The sequence below is a fragment of the Streptomyces sp. NPDC017940 genome, assembly GCF_044328435.1.
Taxonomy (GTDB): Bacteria; Actinomycetota; Actinomycetes; order Streptomycetales; family Streptomycetaceae; genus Streptomyces.
In genome coordinates this window covers 771,057-791,237 of the sequence record NZ_JBIRHJ010000004.1, presented here as the reverse complement: position 1 = coordinate 791,237, position 20,181 = coordinate 771,057, and the positions used below count along the sequence as shown (strand labels likewise).

General features: G+C 71.4%; 21 protein-coding genes, 2 pseudogenes and 1 riboswitch. Of the genes and pseudogenes, 11 read left to right on the top strand and 12 right to left on the bottom strand.

Annotation, left to right across the window (positions count from 1 at the left end; all coding sequences use genetic code 11):
• Positions 1-80 precede the first annotated feature (80 nt).
• A complete protein-coding gene (locus tag ACH4DX_RS17845) occupies positions 81-1,217 on the top strand; it encodes an 8-amino-7-oxononanoate synthase (protein WP_398155763.1) in 1,137 nt (378 codons plus the stop codon).
• Positions 1,218-1,273: 56 nt separating this feature from the next.
• Here ACH4DX_RS17845 and ACH4DX_RS17840 read toward each other — a convergent pair whose 3' ends face one another.
• The gene (locus tag ACH4DX_RS17840) at positions 1,274-1,498 is read right to left on the bottom strand and encodes a DUF397 domain-containing protein (protein WP_398118186.1); all 225 of its coding nucleotides are present in this window, start codon (positions 1,496-1,498) and stop codon (positions 1,274-1,276) included.
• Positions 1,499-1,507: 9 nt separating this feature from the next.
• Positions 1,508-2,369: pseudogene (locus ACH4DX_RS17835) on the bottom strand (helix-turn-helix domain-containing protein).
• A 262-nt stretch (positions 2,370-2,631) separates the two neighbouring features.
• Between ACH4DX_RS17835 and ACH4DX_RS17830 the strand changes: the two are divergent.
• Positions 2,632-3,063: an ATP-binding protein gene (locus ACH4DX_RS17830; protein WP_398118189.1), complete on the top strand. Its 432-nt coding sequence runs from the start codon at positions 2,632-2,634 to the stop codon at positions 3,061-3,063.
• Between the two features lie 26 nt (positions 3,064-3,089).
• Here the strand turns inward: ACH4DX_RS17830 and ACH4DX_RS17825 are convergent, their stop codons facing one another.
• The 4 genes from ACH4DX_RS17825 to ACH4DX_RS17810 all read right to left on the bottom strand — a co-directional run bounded on the left by ACH4DX_RS17825 (position 3,090) and on the right by ACH4DX_RS17810 (position 5,990).
• Positions 3,090-3,716 (bottom strand): DUF6328 family protein, encoded by a 627-nt coding sequence (locus tag ACH4DX_RS17825; protein ID WP_398155762.1) that lies wholly within the window; start codon positions 3,714-3,716, stop codon positions 3,090-3,092.
• Positions 3,717-3,820: 104 nt separating this feature from the next.
• Positions 3,821-4,306: a C40 family peptidase gene (locus ACH4DX_RS17820; protein ID WP_030565899.1), complete on the bottom strand. Its 486-nt coding sequence runs from the start codon at positions 4,304-4,306 to the stop codon at positions 3,821-3,823.
• A 2-nt stretch (positions 4,307-4,308) separates the two neighbouring features.
• A riboswitch (cyclic di-AMP (ydaO/yuaA leader) is annotated at positions 4,309-4,483 on the bottom strand.
• A 546-nt stretch (positions 4,484-5,029) separates the two neighbouring features.
• Positions 5,030-5,359, bottom strand: coding sequence for a hypothetical protein (locus tag ACH4DX_RS17815; RefSeq protein ID WP_398155761.1), 330 nt, complete (start codon positions 5,357-5,359; stop codon positions 5,030-5,032).
• Positions 5,360-5,366: 7 nt separating this feature from the next.
• Positions 5,367-5,990 (bottom strand): ATP-dependent Clp protease proteolytic subunit, encoded by a 624-nt coding sequence (locus tag ACH4DX_RS17810; protein WP_398155760.1) that lies wholly within the window; start codon positions 5,988-5,990, stop codon positions 5,367-5,369.
• A gap of 144 nt (positions 5,991-6,134) precedes the next feature.
• Here ACH4DX_RS17810 and ACH4DX_RS17805 point away from each other — a divergent pair, with 144 nt between their 5' ends.
• From ACH4DX_RS17805 to ACH4DX_RS17770, 8 genes and pseudogenes are all read left to right on the top strand, one after another.
• Positions 6,135-6,488, top strand: coding sequence for a type II toxin-antitoxin system Phd/YefM family antitoxin (locus ACH4DX_RS17805; RefSeq protein WP_398118195.1), 354 nt, complete (start codon positions 6,135-6,137; stop codon positions 6,486-6,488).
• Between the two features lie 351 nt (positions 6,489-6,839).
• Positions 6,840-7,142, top strand: coding sequence for an urease subunit gamma (locus tag ACH4DX_RS17800; RefSeq protein ID WP_398118197.1), 303 nt, complete (start codon positions 6,840-6,842; stop codon positions 7,140-7,142).
• Between the two features lie 136 nt (positions 7,143-7,278).
• Positions 7,279-7,584, top strand: a pseudogene (locus tag ACH4DX_RS17795) (urease subunit beta); the annotation flags it as partial.
• A 67-nt stretch (positions 7,585-7,651) separates the two neighbouring features.
• Positions 7,652-9,373, top strand: coding sequence for an urease subunit alpha (locus ACH4DX_RS17790; RefSeq protein WP_398155759.1), 1,722 nt, complete (start codon positions 7,652-7,654; stop codon positions 9,371-9,373).
• 14 nt (positions 9,374-9,387) lie between these two features.
• Positions 9,388-10,062: an urease accessory protein UreF gene (locus ACH4DX_RS17785; protein ID WP_398118201.1), complete on the top strand. Its 675-nt coding sequence runs from the start codon at positions 9,388-9,390 to the stop codon at positions 10,060-10,062.
• Positions 10,063-10,241: 179 nt separating this feature from the next.
• Complete coding sequence (gene ureG, locus ACH4DX_RS17780) at positions 10,242-10,931, top strand: urease accessory protein UreG (protein ID WP_398118203.1); 690 nt, start codon at positions 10,242-10,244, stop codon at positions 10,929-10,931.
• Entirely contained in the window at positions 10,928-11,695 is a 768-nt protein-coding gene (locus ACH4DX_RS17775; RefSeq protein WP_398155758.1) for an urease accessory protein UreD, read from the top strand. The genes ureG and ACH4DX_RS17775 overlap by 4 nt, the downstream gene beginning before the upstream one ends.
• Positions 11,696-11,886: 191 nt before the next feature.
• On the top strand, positions 11,887-13,503 hold the full coding sequence (locus tag ACH4DX_RS17770) for an alpha/beta hydrolase (RefSeq protein ID WP_398155757.1): 1,617 nt from the start codon (positions 11,887-11,889) through the stop codon (positions 13,501-13,503).
• Positions 13,504-13,611: 108 nt separating this feature from the next.
• Here ACH4DX_RS17770 and ACH4DX_RS17765 read toward each other — a convergent pair whose 3' ends face one another.
• Entirely contained in the window at positions 13,612-14,355 is a 744-nt protein-coding gene (locus ACH4DX_RS17765; protein ID WP_398118244.1) for a lysophospholipid acyltransferase family protein, read from the bottom strand.
• A 351-nt stretch (positions 14,356-14,706) separates the two neighbouring features.
• Between ACH4DX_RS17765 and ACH4DX_RS17760 the strand changes: the two genes are divergently transcribed.
• Entirely contained in the window at positions 14,707-15,108 is a 402-nt protein-coding gene (locus tag ACH4DX_RS17760) for a subtilase-type protease inhibitor (protein WP_398155756.1), read from the top strand.
• Positions 15,109-15,258: 150 nt separating this feature from the next.
• Here the strand turns inward: ACH4DX_RS17760 and ACH4DX_RS17755 are convergent, their stop codons facing one another.
• The 5 genes from ACH4DX_RS17755 to ACH4DX_RS17735 form a co-directional block, all read right to left on the bottom strand.
• A complete protein-coding gene (locus ACH4DX_RS17755) occupies positions 15,259-15,417 on the bottom strand; it encodes a hypothetical protein (RefSeq protein WP_398118248.1) in 159 nt (52 codons plus the stop codon).
• 94 nt (positions 15,418-15,511) lie between these two features.
• Positions 15,512-16,471, bottom strand: a complete 960-nt coding sequence (locus ACH4DX_RS17750) for a cytochrome c oxidase assembly protein (protein ID WP_398155755.1) — start codon at positions 16,469-16,471, stop codon at positions 15,512-15,514.
• 112 nt (positions 16,472-16,583) lie between these two features.
• Positions 16,584-17,609 (bottom strand): 6-phosphofructokinase, encoded by a 1,026-nt coding sequence (locus tag ACH4DX_RS17745; RefSeq protein WP_398118251.1) that lies wholly within the window; start codon positions 17,607-17,609, stop codon positions 16,584-16,586.
• Positions 17,610-18,001: 392 nt separating this feature from the next.
• Positions 18,002-18,730, bottom strand: a complete 729-nt coding sequence (locus ACH4DX_RS17740; protein WP_398118252.1) for a type 1 glutamine amidotransferase — start codon at positions 18,728-18,730, stop codon at positions 18,002-18,004.
• Between the two features lie 78 nt (positions 18,731-18,808).
• Positions 18,809-20,056, bottom strand: a complete 1,248-nt coding sequence (locus ACH4DX_RS17735; protein WP_398118254.1) for a MurT ligase domain-containing protein — start codon at positions 20,054-20,056, stop codon at positions 18,809-18,811.
• Between the last annotated feature and the right edge of the window lie 125 nt (positions 20,057-20,181).

Sequence of the window (20,181 nt, the reverse complement as noted above, 5' to 3'; positions counted from 1 at the left end):
TGCACTGTCTACAAACACCCGGTCAGTACGAGTCGCTCCCGCAGCCCCCGTACGCCGACCATCGAGGACCCGGAGGACCCATGGTGAGCTCGCCGTTCGACTGGATCGACGAGCAGGCGCGGCAGCGCGAGCGGGCGGGCCTGGCCCGTACGCTGCGCCCGCGCCCGGCCGAATCCGGACTGCTCGACCTCGCGGGCAACGACTACCTGGGGCTCACCCGGCACCCGGAGGTGACCGCGGGCGCGGCCGACGCGGCCCGGCGCTGGGGCGCGGGCGCGACCGGCTCCCGCCTGGTGACCGGTTCCACCGAGCTGCACGCCGAACTGGAGCGCGAACTGGCCGCGTTCTGCGGCTTCGAGGCAGCTCTCGTTCTGTCCTCCGGGTACGCGGCGAACCTCGCGGCGGTCACGGCGCTCGCCCCGCACGGCTCGCTGGTCGTCTCCGACGCGGGCAACCACGCGTCCCTGATCGACGGCTGCCGTCTCGCGCGCGGGACGACGCAGGTGGTGCCGCACAGCGACCCGGAGGCGGTGCGCAAGGTGCTCGTCACCCACGAGGGACCGGCTGTCGCGGTGACGGACTCGGTGTTCTCCGTCGACGGGGACGCGGCGCCGCTGCGCGACCTGGCCGCCGTGTGCCGTCAGGCGGGGGCGGGGCTCGTCGTCGACGACGCGCACGGTCTCGGTGTCCTCGGAGCGGGCGGCCGCGGTGCCCTCCATGCCGCCGGTCTCGCCGGCGGCGCCGACACCGTCGCCACGGTGACCCTGTCGAAGTCGCTCGGCAGTCAGGGCGGCGCCGTGCTCGGCCCGGCCAGGGTCATCGACCACCTGGTCAACGCCGCCCGGACGCTGATCTTCGACACGGGACTCGCCCCGGCCGCGGCAGGGGCGGCGCTCGCGGCCCTGCGGGTGCTCCGCAGGGAGCCCGAACGGTCCGTGCGCGTGCGCGCGGTGGCGTCCGAGCTGCATGAACTCCTCACCGAGGACGGGCATGCGGCGGTACGTCCCGACGCCGCCGTCGTCTCCGTGCGCGCGCCGTCGCCGGCAGCGGCGGTGCGGTGGGCGGCGGACTGCCGGGCCGCGGGGCTCGCCGTCGGCTGTTTCCGCCCGCCGTCGGTCCCCGACGGCGTCTCACGGTTGCGGCTGACCGCACGAGCCGACCTGACCGGCACACAGATCGCCGATGCCGTCCATGTGATCAGCCGCACCGCGCCCTGACTCTGGGATCTGCCACCTGCGACCTGGGTCCAGGGTCCGGCGCAGTCACGCGGTCCTCACCGAAGGGCGTCGGTGAAGTCCTTCCAGGCGAGGGGGGAGAAGAGCACGGCAGGTCCGGCCGTGTCCTTCGAGTCGCGCACGGCCAGCAGACCGGCGAGCGGCCCTGATCCGAGCGGCGCTGTCTCCACGCAGTTGTTCATTCCGTTGCTGCGGCTGCTGCGCCGCCACCGCACGTCTTCGAGAGACGTGCTGGAGGGGACGGACCGAGGCAGTGCAGTCATAGTGCCTCCTTACGCGCCGTCACCTAACTCGGCGAGGTAATCCATTGAATCCTGAACGGAAAGCGCCTGTCCCTGGAGGGAGTTGAAGGCGTCGGTGTACGCCTTGAGGTCTTCTTTCCGTTCGAGGTGGAGGCTACTCGTCAAATGGTCGAGAACAACCACATCCAGATCAGAAATGTTCGGAAAGGAAGAGGATAACGAAAGATCCGATCAGTCCCACGTGCTCTCCGGTCGCGAACGGGAGGACCTGGATGCGGACTTGGGGAAGCCTCGACGCCTCCCGCAGCCGCCGCAATTGCCCGGCGAGAACCTCGGGCCCGCCGACCTCGCGCCGCAACACCGCCTCGTCGAGGACGACGCTCAGTCGCAGCGGCGGCTCGTTGCGCAGTACGTCCTGCCGGGCGAGCCGCACCTGGACCAGGGCCTCCACCTGTTCCTCGGGCACGCCGCCCAGAGCGGCACGTGTCACCGCGCGGGCGTACTCCGGCGTCTGTAGAAGTCCCGGTACGACACTGGTCTCCAGGGTGCGCACCCGGCGGGCCTGGGACTCCAGACTGATGAAGTCGCGGTAGGCGGGCGGCAGCAGACCGCGATAGGCGTGCCACCAGTGGTGTCGCCCGTTGTCCTCCTCCCCGCCCGCGAGCACGACCAGGAGCTCCCGCAACTGGGAATCCCCGACCTCGTACGCGTCGAGGAGCAGCTGGACGTCCGAGGCGCGCACACCGGAGCGCCCCGTCTCGATCCGGCTCACCTTCGACTGGTGCCAGCCCACGCGCGCGGCCGCCTCGCCACTGGTGAGTCCTGCCTGTCCGCGCAGCGCCCGCAACTCCGCGCCGAGTTTGCGGCGCCGCACCGCCGGACCGTACTGCATGTCCGTCTCCTTCCGGACGTCCGCGCCAACCGTACGGGACAGGGGGAGACAGTAGAGGAAGTGTCGGTATTAAGCCCAAATACGTTCTGTCGTCGTAGAGTTCACCGCTTCGAGCGACAGATATATGCACATCTTGGGGGATCGCTGCGCGTCATCCGTTCAGGAGTGTCAGTCTGGCGCAAAGCACCAGTTCCGGGACTGTCCTCAAGTTCTTCCGCCGCGCGCCGGAGTCCGGTCCCGTTGGGAAAGGGACGGCCACGCCATGGCAGATCACCAGGAAGCCTCAGTCACTCTGCCGAGCGATCCCGTCTCGGTGGCTGCCGCACGCAGGTATGTGGAGAACGTCCTGTCGGAGTGGGGGCTGCCGCCCGAGGCCGACGCCGCCGACACCGTGCGCCTCATTGTCTCCGAACTCGCCACGAACGCCGTCCAGCACACCTGCGGCCAGTCGCCCACCTTCACCGTCGACGTGCGGCTCGACCGGGACGAAAGGCTGCGCATCGGCGTGACCGACAGCCACCCCCGCTTCCCCAAGCGGCTGCCCGCCGCCGTCCAGCAGGACAACGGCCGCGGCCTGGTCATCATCCGCTGGCTGACCGCCGAGTGCGGCGGCAGGCTCGCGATCAGCCCCACCCCGGAGGGCGGCAAGACGGTGTGGATCACCCTGCCGTGGTCAGTGCCGGTGCAGCGTTGACGGCGGAGCCGTGCGGGGGGCCGATGTCACCCGGGCCCACCCGGACCGCCGCCGTCGCGGGACGTGTCCTCGCCTCGGCTACCGCCCTCGGACCTGTCGCCGCCGTTCCCGCCCCCGGTCCCGCTCCGGAGCGGCGAGGGCACCGCCCCGGACTCCACCCCGGCTCGTGCGACCGCCCAGGGGAGCACCCACCACAGCCCGCCGCACGCCAACAGCGTGCACGCGGCGGAGACCAGCGCGCCGGTGCGGCTCGCCGCCACATCCACCACGAGCAGCACCGAACCGGTGAGCGCCAGGACCAGGACCGCCAGTCCGGCCGCCGCGAGGCGCGACGACACCCGGACGATCAGCGGCTTCGCACCCCGCTGGAAGAGTCCCCTGTGCAAGGCGGCGGGGGCGGTGAACAGGGCGGCCGCCAGGACGGCGAGCAGCAGCGTGGTCACGTAGGTGGCGCGCTGCACGGAGTCGAGCGACGGGAAGCGGGGTGTGAAGGCGAGGGTGAGCAGGAACGCGAAGAGGATCTGTACACCCGTTTGAGTGACCCGCAGCTCCTGGAGGAGCTCGCCGAAGTTCCGGTCGGCGCGTTCCTGAGGAGTCTCGTTGCGGCCGTCGTGGAAGGGGACACCCGCGGCGGGTGGACCTTTTTCGGACATGTACTACGAGGTTCCCGCGCCGGCGCGTTCCACTCCCCGCGCCGTGCGCACTGCGCCCGGACGGCGGCGGCCGTCACCCGGTCATCGGCCGCCGCCCGGCGGGGTCAGCGGACCCGGCCGTACCAGACGCTCCTGGTCCAGATCTTCTCGAGCCGGACCACGGTGTTCCGCTTCGGTGCGTGCCAGATCTTGTTCTTACCGGCGTAGATCCCGACGTGGTACACGTTCCGGCCCGAGTGGAAGAACACCAGGTCGCCGCGGGTGCGGTTGGCGGCGGACACATGGCGGGTCTTGTTGTACTGCTGTGCGGCGGTCCGCGGCAGCTTCTTGCCCACGCGCTTGAACGAGTAGAGCGTGAGGCCCGAGCAGTCGAACCGGTGCGGCCCAGCGGCTCCGTAGCGGTACGGCGAGCCCTTCTTGGAAGCCGCGATGTTGAGCGCCTTCGTTCCGTGTGTCGCGGCCTCTGCCTCCGACGTGAGCCCGGGGGCCACGAGGGTGCCGCCCACGGCGGCGAGAGTGAGAGCCGATGCGGTACCGGCCCTCGTCAGGAGTGACGGAACCCGCGACGGAGCACGATGCAGCGCAGTCATGCGCAACCCTTCGTCAGCCGCCTGTGAAGGATGACCTGTCGGGTTCGGGCAGGCGAAGATGCCCGGTCGTGTCACGACGTCACTCCGTCGTGCCACGGCTTCACCCCAAGGACCGCCGGTTTCCCGGGCGGCCCGCCTTGCTGGGTCCTCCACTCCTGCCGAATGCACACATGTCGACCGGTCATCCGGGTGGCGGCAGGACTCGGCGTCCGCCCGGACCGCCCCGCCGCTTGTGGCGGGGGCTTGTCGTCGGAAGGGATCTTCACCCGGGAGTGGCCGAAAAGCCGAGCCGAAACGGCCTTATGTGAGGCTCCTCACGACTGATCCATTCGGGTGGACAGGGCCTGAATGGGGCTCAGGTCACAGTCGGGGGCGATTGCCCGAACAGCACTGGAACGTCTGATTCCGCCTGTCGCGTAAGGGAGTTGCGCAACTCGAGAGGTTCGAGCGTACGAGCGATTCGTACGCTGAATGAGCTACCACGTCTGGTCGTGTGCGTGTCGCGCCGGGTCCGGCCCCTCCTTCGCCGGGCCCGTTCGGCCACTCAACGGAGGGGCGGGGCGGGGGCGCTGCGGCCGTGGCGCCCCCGTGGGTGGCCGGTGCGACCGCGCACCCTCGGCGCGGGTGCACGGTATGCCCCGTATGCTCCGGTCGCCTTGTTTGCCTCAGCCACCCCGGTGCCCCCGGTCGCCCCGGTGCCTCCGGTCGCTCCGGCCGCCCCCCTCAGCTCGCGGAAGGAGGCGCGTCCTCCTCCATCGCGGCAACCGGCACCGTCACGCGTGCGGCGCGCCGCTCCCCGTCGAGGATCCGCAGCGCTCTGGTCAATGTCGCCGTGTGCAGCTCCGTCTCGCCTCGGCGATGCATCAGGGCCAGTGCGTCGCGCAGCTCCGTGGCCCGGCTGACGAGGGCTTGCGCCGCGCGCAGGCCCCCGTACGTGTGCTCCGCGCGCGCCGGGTTGATCCTGCCGAGGAGGTCCACCGCCGCCAGGTAGGCGTCGACCACCTCGCCCTCGGCGCGCGTCAGGGCGGGCAGCGGTGGGAGTTCCGGCAGCATCGCGGCCTCACTCGGCGGCGGCGCGCGAGGCCTTGCGGCTCGGCACCACGCGGTCCGCCAGGCCGTACTCCACCGCGGCCGCGGCGTCGAGTACCGTGTCCCGCTCGATGTCCGCCGCGACCCGCCCGGCGTCGCGTCCGGTGTGCCGTACGAGCATCTCCTCGAGGAGGGCGCGGGTGCGGTGCAGTTCCTCGGCCTGGACGGCGAGGTCGGACGGCTGGCCCCGCAGTTCCTCCGGCAGCCTCGGCTGCCTGAGCAACACCCGGGCGCCCGGAAGGATGGAGCGCTTGCCCGGTGTGCCCGCGGCGAGCAGCACCGCCGCGGCGGACGCGACCTGGCCGAGGCAGACGGTCTCCACGTCGCAGCTCATGAACCGCAGCGTGTCGTAGATCGCCGTGGCGGCGCTGAACGAGCCGCCGGGGGAGTTGATGTAGAGCGAGACGTCCCGCTCGGGCGCGAGGTACTCCAGGTGCAGGAGCTGGGCCATCACGTCGTTCGCGCAGACGTCGTCGACCGGCGTGCCGAGAAGGACGATCCGCTCCTCCAGGAGCTTGGAGTAGGGGTCGAGGGTGCGCAGTCCCGAGCTGGTGCGCTCGGTGAACTCCGGCAGGACGTGCCTCCCGATGTGCATGACGTGCCTCCTGGTGAGTGCGACATGCGTGCGCACGTGCGTACGGACGCACGCACGCACGGGCATGCGGACGGGCGCCGACCCAGGGCGGGCGGCGTCCTCTGTATAAAATGTACAGGACGTACGTGACGTTATGATGGGGGTATGGCTTACGAGATTCCGGTGACGCAAGCCCGCGCAGAGCTCGCGGATCTGATCAACCGCGTTGTCTACGGCAGCGAGCGCGTGGTCGTCACCCGGCACGGCAAGCCGCTCGTGGCCCTCGTGTCCGCCGACGACCTGCGGCGTCTCGACGAGATCGACCAGGCCGAGGCGGCCGGTGCGGAAGCCGCCGACGCGGCAGCGGCCGATGCGTCCCGCGGCACCGCCGACGCGGCGGAGGAGCAGGTCATCAGCTCCGTCTCGTCGATCGGTTCCGGCTCTTCGGTGCCGGGAGGCGGTGGCGGCGGGCAGCGGTTCGGCATCGCGGCGGAGCACCGCGGACCCGACGCGAGGTAGTTGCGCGGCGCGTCGGTGAAGCACCGCGGGCCCGACGCGAGGTAGCTGCGCGGCGCGGCCTTGCCGGTCCTGCTCGGAGGCGGACCGTTCGGGCGCGCTCCCGGAAGGCCCGACGGGTACCTCGACGGCCTGACGGTATGGGGCAGCCCCAGGAACGGTCATGACGCGGTCAAGGGCTGGTTAACCTCGCTGAAACTCCGCCCAACTACCCTGCTCAGCCACGCCACCTGGGGATTCCGTACGTCAAGGTGTACGTCGGCGCGCATATTCCTGCGCGCTACATCTATGCCGTCGCGGTGGCCACGGCAGCCGGACCCCGCACGGTCCGGAGCGAGGACTGTGAGGTGGGACGTGCAACTGACCCCGCACGAGCAGGAGAGACTGCTCATCCATGTGGCCGCCGACGTGGCCGCGAAGCGCCGGGCGCGCGGGCTGCGGCTCAACCATCCCGAGGCGGTAGCGCTCATCACGTCCCACATCCTCGAAGGCGCCCGTGACGGCCACAGCGTCGCGGACCTGATGGCGTCGGGCCGCAGCGTGCTGACGCGGGACGACGTCATGGAGGGCATCCCCGAGATGATCCACGACGTCCAGGTCGAGGCGACCTTCCCGGACGGCACCAAGCTCGTCACCGTCCACGAGCCGATCGTCTGACGGGGGAGCGAGTCGTATGTCCCCCGCAGACAACGGCGCCGCCGTCGGCGCGCCCGGTGCCGTCGGCGGCCGAAACGCCCGCGCCGCCCTGGGCGCCCTCGACGCGCCAGGTCTTTCCGGTGACGGCCCCGGCCCGGTGCCGGGTGAGATCTTCTTCGCCGGTGAGCCCATCGCGTACAACGAAGGACGCGCGACCACCCGGCTGACGGTCCTGAACGCCGCCGACCGCCCCGTCCAGGTCGGCTCCCACTACCACTTCGCCGAGGCCAACCCCGGACTGGACTTCGACCGGTCCGCCGCCCACGGCCTGCGGCTCAACATCGCCGCCGGCACCGCCGTGCGCTTCGAACCCGGCATCCCGGTGGACGTCGAACTCGTCCCGCTGGCCGGAGCGCGCTTCGTACCCGGTCTGCGCGGGGAGACCGGGGGCGCGCTCGACTCCGGCGCGGACGGCGGGACCCGAGGCGGCGTCACTGCCGGTCCGGGCGGCGGGGCCGGAGGTGCCGTCGATGCCTGAGCTCTCCCGTGCCGCGTACGCGGACCTCTTCGGCCCCACCACCGGCGACCGGATCCGGCTCGCCGACACCGATCTGCTCGTCGAGATCGAGGAGGACCGCTCCGGCGGACCCGGACGCTCCGGCGACGAAGCCGTGTTCGGCGGCGGCAAGGTCATCCGCGAGTCGATGGGGCAGTCCCGTACGACACGGGCCGAAGGCGCGCCCGACACCGTGGTCACCGGTGCCGTGGTCATCGACCACTGGGGCGTGGTCAAGGCGGACGTCGGCATCCGCGACGGCCGGATCACCGGCATCGGCAAGGCCGGCAACCCGGACACCATGGACGGCGTGCACCCCGACCTCGTCATCGGGCCGGAGACCGAGATCCTCGCGGGCAACGGCAAGATCCTCACGGCCGGCGGCATCGACACGCACATCCACTTCATCTCGCCGACGATCGTCGACGAGGCACTCGCCTCCGGCGTCACCACCCTCATCGGCGGCGGCACCGGACCTGCCGAGGGCAGCAAGGCCACCACGATCACGCCCGGCGCCTGGCACCTCGCCCGGATGTTCGCGGCGATGGAGAACGCTCCGGTCAACATCGGCTTCCTGGGCAAGGGCAACACCACGTCCGCCGAGTCGATGCACGCGCAGCTGCGCGCGGGAGCCGTCAGCTTCAAGATCCACGAGGACTGGGGCGCGACACCGGCGGTGATCGACGCCTGCCTGAACGTGTGCGAGGACACCGGCGCCCAACTCGCCGTACACACCGACACCCTGAACGAGGCGGGCTTCGTCGACGCCACCTTCAAGGCCGTCGCGGGACGCACGATGCACGCCTTCCACGTGGAGGGCGCGGGCGGCGGCCACGCCCCCGACATGATCACGGCTGTCTCACTGCCGAACATGCTCCCCAGCTCGACCAACCCGACCCGCCCGCACACCGTCAACACCGTCGAGGAGCACCTCGACATGCTGATGGTGTGTCACCACCTGAACCCGGCGGTACCGGAGGACCTGGCCTTCGCCGAGTCCCGTATCCGGCCGACGACGATCGGCGCGGAGGACATCCTGCACGACCTGGGCGCCATCTCCATCATGTCGTCCGACTCGCAGGCCATGGGGCGCGTCGGCGAGGTCGTCCTGCGCACGTGGCAGACGGCGCACGTGATGAAGCGGCGGCGCGGCGCGCTCCCGGGGGACGGCAGGGCCGACAACCACCGGGCGCGGCGGTACGTCGCCAAGTACACGATCAACGCGGCGATCGCCCAGGGCGTCGAGCGGGAGATCGGCTCCGTGGAGAGCGGCAAACTCGCCGACCTGGTGCTGTGGGACTCGGCGTTCTTCGGCGTCAAGCCGCAGGTGGTGCTGAAGGGCGGGCAGATCGTGTACGCGCAGATGGGCGACGCCAACGCCTCGATCCCCACGCCGCAGCCGGTGCTGCCGCGCCCCATGTTCGGTGCCCACGGCAGGGCGCCCGCGCGCAACTCCCTGAACTTCGTGACGCGTTCCGCGCTGGACGACGGGCTGCCCGAACGCCTCTGCCTCGAGCGGCCGTTCGTGGCGATCGATTCCACGCGGGGGCGCACCAAGGCCGACATGCGCGAGAACGACGCCCTGCCGCGGGTCGAAGTCGCCCCCGACAGCTTCGCCGTCCGCATCGACGGCGAACTCGTCGAGCCGTCACCCGCCGCCGAACTTCCGCTCGCCCAGCGGTACTTCCTGTTCTGAGGCGGTGAGCGAACATGTCACGGGCCGCGTTGCTGGTCCTGGCCGACGGGCGTTTCCCCGCCGGCGGGCACGCGCACTCCGGGGGCGCCGAGGCGGCGGTCGAGGCGGGCCGGATCACCGGTGCGCGGTCCCTGGAGGACTTCTGCCGGGGGCGGCTGCACACCACGGGCGCGGTGTCCGCGGCGCTCGCCGGCGCGGCGGCGCTCGGCGTCGACCCGGTGGCCCTGGACGAGGCGGCGGACGCGCGTACGCCGTCCGCGGCCCTGCGCACGGCGGCCCGCAAGCTCGGTCGGCAGCTGCTGCGGGCCGCGCGAGTGGCCTGGCCGTCACCCGAACTGGACGCCCTGGCGGAACGGTTCCCCAAGGGCGCGCACCAACCCGTGGTCCTCGGTACGGCGGCGCGGGCGGCGGGCCTCGACGCGGAGGACGCCGCCCACTGCGCGGCGTACGAGAACGTCAGCGGCCCCACCACCGCGGTGGTCCGGCTCCTGAGCCTGGACCCCTTCGAGGCCACCGCGGTCCTGGCGCGGCTCGCCCCCGACATGGACACGGTGGCCCACGAGGCAGCTCAGGCGGCACGCCGAGCTCTCCAGGAGGGCACCGACACCCTTCCGGCGGCGTCGGCGCCACTCCTTGAGGTGGGGGCGGAGGGGCACGCCGGGTGGGACGTGAGGCTGTTCGCGTCGTAGCCGCACCGGCCCCCCACAGGCCCTGGACCGACAAGAACAACCACGACCCCCAACACCAGCACTCACAACTCACACATCACGAACATCCCGCACAACCCCCGCCACTCACAACTCATACGTTGCACACGACCCCAAAACTCTCAACTCACACGTCATACACAGCCACAAGGGGAACAGTCATGCACCTCGACCACACCCACGACGAGGCGGCGGCCGTCAGCGCGGACGCGCACCGTCCCGACGGCACCCGCAGGGCCCTGCGCATCGGCCTGGGCGGCCCCGTCGGCTCGGGAAAGACGGCCACGGTCGCGGCGCTCTGCCGCCTCCTGCGCGACGAGATGTCATTGGCCGTGGTGACCAACGACATCTATACGCGTGAGGACGCGGAGTTCCTGCTCCGCGAGGCCGTCCTGCCGCCGGAGCGCATCACCGCGGTGGAGACGGGCGCGTGCCCGCACACCGCGATCCGTGACGACATCTCGGCGAACCTGGAGGCGGTGGAGGACCTGGAGGACGAGGTGGGCCCGCTGGACCTCGTCCTCGTGGAGTCGGGCGGCGACAACCTCACGGCGACGTTCTCCCGCGGCCTGGTGGACGCGCAGATCTTCGTCATCGATGTGGCGGGCGGCGACGACATCCCGCGCAAGGGCGGCCCCGGGGTCACGACGGCGGACCTGCTCGTGGTGAACAAGACCGACCTGGCACCGTACGTGGGCTCGGACCTGGCCCGCATGGCGGCCGACGCGAAGGCGCAGCGGGCGGAGCTCCCGGTGGTGTTCCAGTCGCTGCGGTCCCCGGAGCATGTGTCGGCGGTGGCGCGGTGGGTGCGGGAGCAGCACGCGGCGTGGGCGGGAGCGGCGGCGAAGTGAGCCCGGCGAGTCCGGCCGGGGTGCGTGCCCGGGCCCGCATCGGTGCCCGCGTCGACCGGTACGGGCGTACGGTCCTGCCGGTGCTCGAGGGAGAGGCACCCCTCGCTCTGCGCCGTACGCGGGCGACGGGAACCGCGGCGCAGGTGACGCTGGTGGGGGCGATGAGCGGCCCGCTCGGCGGGGACCGTCTCGCGGTGGAGGCGGATGTCGGCGCGGGCGCGCGCCTGGGCGTGGGCTCGGCGGCGGCGACGATCGCGCTGCCGGGCCAGGACGGTGCGGCGGCGCACTACGACGTGCGGGTCACGGTCGCGGCCGGCGGGGAGCTGCGCTGGCTGCCGGAACAGCTGATCTCGGTGCGGGGGAGCGAGCTGCGCGTCACGACGCGGGCGGACGTCGAGGAGGGCGGACGCCTCGTCCTGCGCGAGGAGCAGGTGCTCGGGCGGGCGGACGAGGGTCCCGGCCTGCTCCGCAGCCGCCTCACCGTGCGTCACGCGGGCCGTCCCCTCCTGGACCAGGAGCTGACGTGCGGCCCTGGCGCCCCTGGTGGCTGGAACGGCCCGGCTGTCCTGGGCGGCCACCGGGCCGTCGGCCAACTGGTAGTGATCCATCCGCGTTTCACCCAGAATCCCCCCAGGGCGACGATGCTGACCCCCCACGCCGCCCTGACCCCCCTCCCCGGCCCCGGAGCCCTGATCACCGCCCTCGCCCCGAACACCCTCCACCTCCGCCACACCCTCGACGAGGCCCTGCACCAACTGACCTGACCCGCCCGTCGCCCCCGCTGCCTTCGCGTCGCCGCTCCCCGCGCCGCTCACCGGTACTGACCGGTCCGTTTATCGGATTGGCAAAGAACGGCTGAACCCCCTGTTGTCAGGGACCGCGCAGACGGAAGTATCCCCGTACCGAGCGAATGACCGAATCGATGTGCGGGAGGCCCCACTTGAGTCGTACCCCGATGACCACGCGGACCAGACGGACGGTGACGTTCGGATCCGCGGGCACACTCGTCGCGGCGACGCTGATAGCGGGGGCGCTCGCCGCGCCGTCCGCGAGCGCCGACGCAAGTGTTGACCAGGGCCGCGCCCACGCCGCGTCCGCCAAGGACCGGGAGCAGGCCGGTGCCGCCCTCGCCGCCCGGCGTGCCGCCAAGAAGGGCATCGACTGGGCGGACTGTCCGGAGGACTGGGGGCTCGCCAAGCCCATCAAGTGTGGCTGGGTGACCGTGCCCCTCGACTACGCCAAGCCGCACGGCAAGCAGATCAAGCTCGCCGTCGACCGCATCGGCAACACGGGGAGCAAGGGCGAGCGCCAGGGCGCGCTCCTCTACAACCCCGGCGGCCCCGGCGCCTCCGGCCTGCGCTTCCCCACGCGCGTCACCACCAAGAACAAGCTGTGGGAGAAGACCGCCAAGGCCTACGACTTCGTGGGCTTCGAGCCGCGCGGTGTCGGCCACTCCGCGCCCATCTCCTGCGTCGACCCGCAGGAGTTCGTGAAGGCCCCCAAGCTCGACCCGGTCCCCGACTCCGCCGCCGACAAGCGCGCCCAGCGCAAGCTCGCCGCCGAGTACGCGCAGGGCTGCAAGGAGCGCAGCGGCGCCATGCTGCCGCACATGACGACGCCCAACACCGCCCGTGACCTGGATGTCATCCGCGCCGCCCTGGGGGAGAAGAAGCTCAACTACCTGGGCGTCTCGTACGGGACCTACCTCGGTGCCGTCTACGCCACCCTCTTCCCCTCGCACGTGCGCCGCATGGTCTTCGACTCGGTCGTCAACCCGTCCACTGAGAAGATCTGGTACGAGGCCAACCTCGACCAGGACGTCGCCTTCGAGGTGCGGTTGAAGGACTGGATGAAGTGGGTCGCCAAGTACGACGCGACCTTCCACCTCGGTGACACCTACGGCAAGGTGCGCGGACAGTGGGAGAAGCTGCGCGCGACGGCGAAGAAGAACCCGCTGAACGGCGTCGTCGGCCCCGCGGAGCTCGTCGCCTACTTCCAGAGCGCGCCCTACTACGACTCCACCTGGGTCTCCATCGCGACCAACTGGAGCAAGTACGTCGCCGGTGACCCGAAGCCGCTGATCGAGGCCGCGAGCCCCGATCTGTCCGACTTCGCGGGCAACAAGGCGTCCGAGAACAGCAACGCCGTCTACACCGCCGTCGAGTGCGCCGACGCCAAGTGGCCCACCAGCTGGAAGAAGTGGGACCGGGACAACACCCGCATCCACAAGGACCACCCGTTCATGACCTGGGCCAACGCCTGGATGAACCTGCCCTGCGCGACCTGGCCGAGCAAGCAGCACAAGCCCGTCGAGGTCAAGACCGGCAAGGGCCTGCCGCCCACGCTGATCGCCCAGGCCACGCGCGACGCCGCCACGCCGTACCCGGGCGGGGTCGAACTGCACAAGCGCCTCAAGGGCTCGCGCCTGATCACGGAGAAGGACGCGGGCTCGCACGGCATCACCAACCTGGTGAACCCCTGCCTCAACGAGCGCGTGGACACCTACCTGCTCACCGGCAAGCTCGACAGCCGTGACGTGACGTGCGCCCCGCACGCCACACCCAAGCCCTAACAGCGGCGAAAACCTTCACCCCTACTGGGAGACCGCTTCCGGGCCCTCAGCCTTCGGGCCCGGCCCCGGCGGTCTCCCAGTCCGGCGGTCTCCCAGTAGTGCTTGAGTTCAGCTCAGGGGCATCTTCGGGAACTTCCGGTCCTGTACGCGGCGCCCGCCGCCCGCGGCCCGCTCCGCTTCCTCCTCCGCCTTCACCACAGCGGCGTACTTGTCCACGTACTCCTGCCCGGACAGGCCGAGGATCGCGTACATCAGCTCGTCCGTGACCGCGCGCAGGACCGCCTTCTCGCCGTCCATACCGGCGTAGCGGGAGAACTCCAGGGGTTCGCCGAAGCGGATCGTCACCCGCCGGAAGCGCGGTACGACCTTCCCCGGCGGCTGCGCCTCGAACGTGCCGATCATCGCGCACGGGATCACCGGCACCTGCGCCCGCAGCGCCATCGCCGCCACCCCCACCTTGCCCTTGTAGAGGCGCCCGTCGTGGGAGCGGGTGCCCTCCGGGTAGATGCCGAGCAGCTCGCCCTTGCGCAGGACGCCGAGGCCCTCGCGGATCGCGGCCCGGCCCGCTTCCTTGCCGGAGCGGTCCACCGGGATCTGCCCGGCGCTGCGGAAGAACGCGGCGGTGAGCCGGCCCTTGATGCCGGGGCCCGTGAAGTACTCGGCCTTCGCCAGGAACGTGATGCGCCGCTTGATGATGGCGGGCATCAGGAAGTGGTCGGAGAACGACAGGTGGTTGCCGGCCACGATGGCCGCGCCGTGCTCCGGAATGTGCTCGAGGCCTTCGATCCTGGGCCGGAACATCAGCCGGAGCAGCGGCCCGAGGATCACGTACTTGAGCAGGAGGTAGAACATGTGGGCGCCGCCTTCCCCGGGGGTGGTGCCGACGCACAGTAGTCAATGGGCGGCGTGGGCGCGAGAGCCCGTTCGGGTCCTTGTCGATCGTGCGCGCATGTGATCCGTGCCCGGCGCGCCGGTGGCCCCTACGGGTGAGGCGCGGGTTTACGCGTGGGACGGGTGCGTCCGTGTGGGGGAACCGGCGGCGTGGCGGCTTGCCCGGCGGGGGTGGTGCGGGTGCTCTGGCGGGTACCACACGTCACCGCTCGCCATCGACGCCCGACGTCACGGGCGCCACCATCCGTGATCGCCGCCCTCCCGGACGCCACCGTCCGTGATCGGCGTCCGCCGCTGCCCCAGGAGGTCCCCATGCGCTCGTCCCTCGTCACCGCGGCCGCCCTGTTCGTGCTCGCCGCGGCCGCCGCGCCGGCCGCGGCGGCACCGGGAGCCGAGGCCCCGGAGCACCGGCGTGGTCTCTTCCTCACCGTCTCCGGTGACTCGGGCACCTGGATCCGCGGCCTCGAGCTGACGTGCGCGCCGAAGCCGTCGGGGCACCACCCGCACGCGGCGCGGGCGTGCGCCGAGCTCGACGCGGCCCACGGCGACCCCGGCGCGCTGCCGGTCGCGCGGGACCAGCTGTGCACCAAGGAGTACGCGCCTGTGACCGTGACCGCCGAGGGGGAGTTCCGCGGCAGGCCGGTGGCGTGGCACAGGACGTACGCCAACGCCTGCGAGCTGGGGGCGAGCACGGGGCACGTCTTCCGCTTCTGAGCACGCCCGCTGCCGCTGAGGGCGGCAGCGAGCGGCGCCCCTCACGATGCCCGCGCTCGTTCGGGATCCACTGTGCCCGCGCCGTTCGGGATCCGCTGTGCCCGCGCGCACCTGTTCGCGATGCACCGTGCCCGCGCCGGTTCGGCCCCCTCACGACGGCCGCGAGAACACCATCGCCATCGTGAGCATCCCGAGCACCACCCAGCCGAACCACAGCCAGCCGTTGCTCCCGAGCGCCACGCTGTAGGCGGTCACCATCACCAGACCCCCGATGGTGAACGCGCCCATCGTCTTCGTAGAACCAGGCATCGCCCTGCCTCCTCAAACGCAGGTCGGGCGTCCGGTTCCCGGAGCGCCGTGACCGTGGCCTGAGGCCATCCTCACCCGTGATGCGGTCCCGCCGCTAGCGCCCGCGTCCCGCCAGTGAGGCCAGATAGGCGTTGTACGCCTCCAGCTCCTTGTCGCCGTCACGGTCGGCCGCACGGTCCTTGCGGCGGCCTTCGCGCTGGTCGGAGCGGTACCACTGGAAGAGGAGCGCGAGCAGGACGAGCACCGAGGGGACCTCGCTGAAGGCCCAGGCGATGCCGCCCGCTGCGTTCTGGTCGGCGAGCGCATCCACACCGAGGGAGGCCGGGGGGTACTTGTACGTGTCGATCATCGGCTCGGACGCCATCATCAGGGCGATGCCGAAGAACGCGTGGAACGGCATGCCCGCGAAGAGCTCCAGCATCCGCATGAGGTGGCCCGGCCGGTGGGGGCCCGGGTCCACGCCCATGATCGGCCAGAAGAACACCAGGCCGACGGCGAGGAAGTGCACCATCATGCCGATGTGCCCGACCTTGGAGCCCATCAGGGTGTCGAACACCGGGGTGAAGTACAGCGCGTACAGGCTCGCGATGAACAGCGGGATGGTGAACGCCGGGTGCGTGATGATCCGTACGTACCGGCTGTGCAGCAGGGCAAGGAGCAGTTCGCGCGGGCCCTTGCGGCCGCGGCCCGCCACCGGCAGCGCCCGCAGCGCGAGCGTGATCGGCGCGCCGAGGAGCAGCAGGATCGGCGACAGCATGCTGATCACCATGTGCTGCACCATGTGCACGCTGAACAGGACCATGCCGTAGTCGTTGAGCTTCGTGCACATCACGAGCAGCACGGTCAGGACGCCGACGACGAACGCGACCGTGCGGCCCACCGGCCACTTGTCGCCGCGCCGCACCAGGCGCGCGACCCCCCACCCGTACAGGGCGAGGGCCACCAGGCAGCCGATGAGGAAGAAGGGGTCGGCCGAGGGTTCGAGCCCGCGCCCCAGCGTGAACGGCGGCAGATCCATGTTCATGCCATGCATGCCGTGCCCGCTGTGATCCATCCGCTGGCTCCTGTTTCGTGCCGATTGTGCGCTGTGTGTCGGCACCAGAGTAGAACCGCCCCCGGTCGCGTCGGCGACCGGGGGCGGTTCCAGGGACTCGGTGGGGCGGGTGTCAGAGCACGCACTCCGCTTCCGCGTACCGCTCGTCGGGCACCGTCTTCAGCGTCTCGACGGCCTCGGCGAGGGGCACCATCGCGATGTCCGTGCCGCGCAGCGCCGTCATCCTGCCGAATTCACCGCGGTGCACGGCCTCCACGGCGTGCCAGCCGAAGCGCGTCGCAAGCACCCGGTCGTACGCGGTGGGGGTGCCGCCGCGCTGGACGTGGCCGAGGATCACCGGGCGCGCCTCCTTGCCGAGGCGCTGCTCCAGTTCGAGGGAGAGCTGGCGCGCGATGCCCGCGAACCGCTCGTGGCCGTAGACGTCCTTGGCGCCCTCGTCGAACTTCATCGTGCCCTCGCGCGGCTTGGCACCCTCGGCGGCCACGACGATCGCGAACTTCTTGCCCGCCTCGAAGCGCTCGCCGACCTTCGCCGCCAATTCCTCGATGTCGAAGGGCCGCTCCGGTACGACGATGGCGTGGGCGCCGGCCGCCATGCCGGAGTGCAGTGCGATCCAGCCGGTGTGCCGGCCCATGACCTCGACGATCAGGACGCGCTGGTGGGACTCGGCGGTGGTCTTGAGGCGGTCGAGGGCCTCGGTGGCGACACCGACCGCCGTGTCGAAGCCGAACGTCACATCGGTGACGGCGATGTCGTTGTCGATGGTCTTCGGCACACCCACGATGGGCAGGCCCGCGTCCGAGAGCAGCCGGGCGGCCTTGAGCGTGCCCTCGCCGCCGATCGGGATGATCGCGTCGAGGCCGAGGTCGGCGACATGGCCCTTGGCGCGTTCGACGCCGTCACGCAGATGGGCGGGCTGCACCCGCGAGGAGCCGAGGATCGTGCCGCCGCGCGCCAGGATGCCGCCCACCGCGTCCAGGTCCAGCTTGCGGTAGTCGCATTCGAGCAGGCCCTTCCAGCCGTCGTGGAAGCCGATGACCTCGTCGCCGTGGTCGACGACGGCACGGTGCACGACCGAGCGGATGACGGCATTCAGGCCGGGGCAGTCGCCGCCGGAGGTCAGGACACCAATGCGCATAGCGCGGAATACCTTTGCTACGTGGGCCGGTGACCGGACCACGTCGTCCGGCTGGATCCCGTCACCCTACCGGCGGGAGTCCCACCGTCGCAGGCCTGCCCGTCAGGTGGACAGAGCATCACTGGAGCCGGACAGCCGAAGGTCGGACGGGTCCGATCCAGCCCGTCCGACAGCCGAGGGCCGGGCAGGGGCCACTCAGCCCGTCCGGCGTTTGAGGACGAGCGCGGAGCGCGACGCCATGCCGGATGGCCGACGGCCGGACAGCGGTCAATCAGCCCGTCCGGCGTTTGAGGACGAGCGCGCAGCGCGATATACGGCAAGCCACCCACCCCGCACGGAACACGAGGCCCCGCCCCGCACGGGACCCCAAGCCGCCCACCCCGCCGGAGGCGCTACGCAGGCTGCTGCGCAGCAGAGATCCGCTCCCCGCGCAGAGCCTCGTACCAGCGGTCGTCCGTGGGCGGCAGCGCGTTCACATCGAGGGCCAGCTTCAGGAGCAGGTCCGCGATGAGCGGGTTGCGGGCGAGCACGGGCCCGTGCATGTACGTCCCGAAGACCGTGCCGTTGTACGCGCCCTCCGTGCCGTCACCGGTGCCGTTGCCCTTGCCGAGGCGGACCCGGGCGAGGGGGCGCGAGCCGGGGCCGACGTGCGTGATGCCCTGGTGGTTCTCGAAGCCGGTGAGCTCGGGCAGACCGAGCTGCGGGTCGATGTCCCCGAGGACGTCACCGACGCAGCGCTCGCCCTCGCCGCGCGTCGACACCACGTCGAGCAGGCCGAGGCCGGGCTCGCGCTGGCCGAGGTCGTTGATGAACTCGTTGCCGAGGATCTGGTAGCCCGCGCACACCGAGAAGACGATGGCGCCGTTGCCCACGGCCCGCTGGAGGCCGCCGTCGCGGCGCAGCCGCTCGGAGGCGAGGCGCTGCGGGCGGTCCTCGCCGCCGCCGATGAGATAGATGTCACCGGAGGTCGGCACGGGCTGGTCGCTGCGTACGTCGTACCGCTCGACCTGGAGGCCGCGCTGGCGGGCGCGCCGCTCCACCACGAGGGCGTTGCCCTGGTCGCCGTACGTGCTCAGCAGGTCGGGGTAGACCCACACCAGACGCAGGCTGTTGTCGCTCATGCTCATTGGTCCCTACGAAGGTCTCGAAGTGCCGGACGAAGGTCTCGGAGTGCCGGGAGGCCCGTGGCGTCCGTGGCGTCAGTTGCCGACGCGGCGGCGCAGGTCCTGGAACGCGGTGTAGTTCGCGATCGCCTCGATGCGGCCCGGCGGGGCGAGCTGCACGGCCTCGTCGAGGGTCTCGCACACCCGGAAGTCGAGGCCCGCGACCTCCAGGCGGACGGCGAGGTCCAGCTTGCGGTCGCCGAGTACGAAGATCGGGTGCCCGGCGAGCCGGGTGTAGTCGACGTCCCACAGCCAGGAGGTGTCCGTGCCGTCCGCGCCGCGGGCGTTGACCGAGAGGAACACGGGGGCGGGCGGCGGGTCGATCAGCGAGAACGTCTCGAGCCAGCCCGCCGGGTTCTTGGCGAGGAGCAGCCGCAGGTCGCGGCCCTGGAACTGCACGACGTCATAGCGGCCCGCGACCGCCTGCACCTGATACATCCGCTCCAGGGCGACCTGCGGGGGCACTCCGAAGACGGCGGCGACGGCGGCGGACGAGGCGGCGTTCGCCTTGTTCGCGCGGCCGGGGAGCTGGAGGTGGATCGGCCAGGCCGAGCCGTGCGGGTCGAGCACATAGTCCCCGGACAGGGCCCAGCTCGGCTGCGGGCGGCGGAAACCGCACTCGCCGCAGAACCAGTCGTCGCCCGGGCGCTGCATGACGCCGCCACAGGCCGGGCAGGACCAGGCGTCGTCCTTCCACGCCTGTCCCGCGGCCACCCACACCACGTTCGGCGAGGAGGAGGCGGCCCAGACGACCAGCGGGTCGTCGGCGTTCGCGACGACGACGGCCTTGGAACCGGCGAGGCCCTCGCGCCACTTCTCGGCGAGCATGCGGGTCTCACCGGCGCGGTCGAGCTGGTCGCGGGAGAGGTTCAGGAGCGCGATCGCCTTCGGCGAGACGTCACGGGCGACGCCCGCGAGATACTTCTCGTCGACCTCGATCACGCCGAAGCGGGCGTCGGAGCCGCCCGCGAGCGCGGAGGTGATGCCGGCAGGCATGTTCGCGCCGAGGGCGTTGGAGACGACCGGGCCGCTGGCCCGCAGCGCCTCGGCGATCAGCCGCGTCGTGGTCGTCTTGCCGTTCGTGGCCGAGACGAGCACCACGTCCAGGTGCGTGGCCAAGCGTCCCAGGAGCTCCGGGTCGAGCCTGAGGGCCACCTTGCCGCCGATCACCGAACCGCTGCCGCGGCCCGCCACGCGCGACACCGCCGCGGCTGCCTTGCCCGCCGTCACGGCCAGCTTGGCCCGAGGCGACAGTGGGTCTCCACTGCCAGGGTGTCCTGCCATCTCTCTGGATCCTCCTTGCGTACGGCGCCGCGCCTGCCCGGCATCGTGTCGGGCCAGCCTATCGAGATCGACTGACAAGCCCGAATCACACCACCTGCGCACGGCGCGAATGCCCCCTGGTGTCC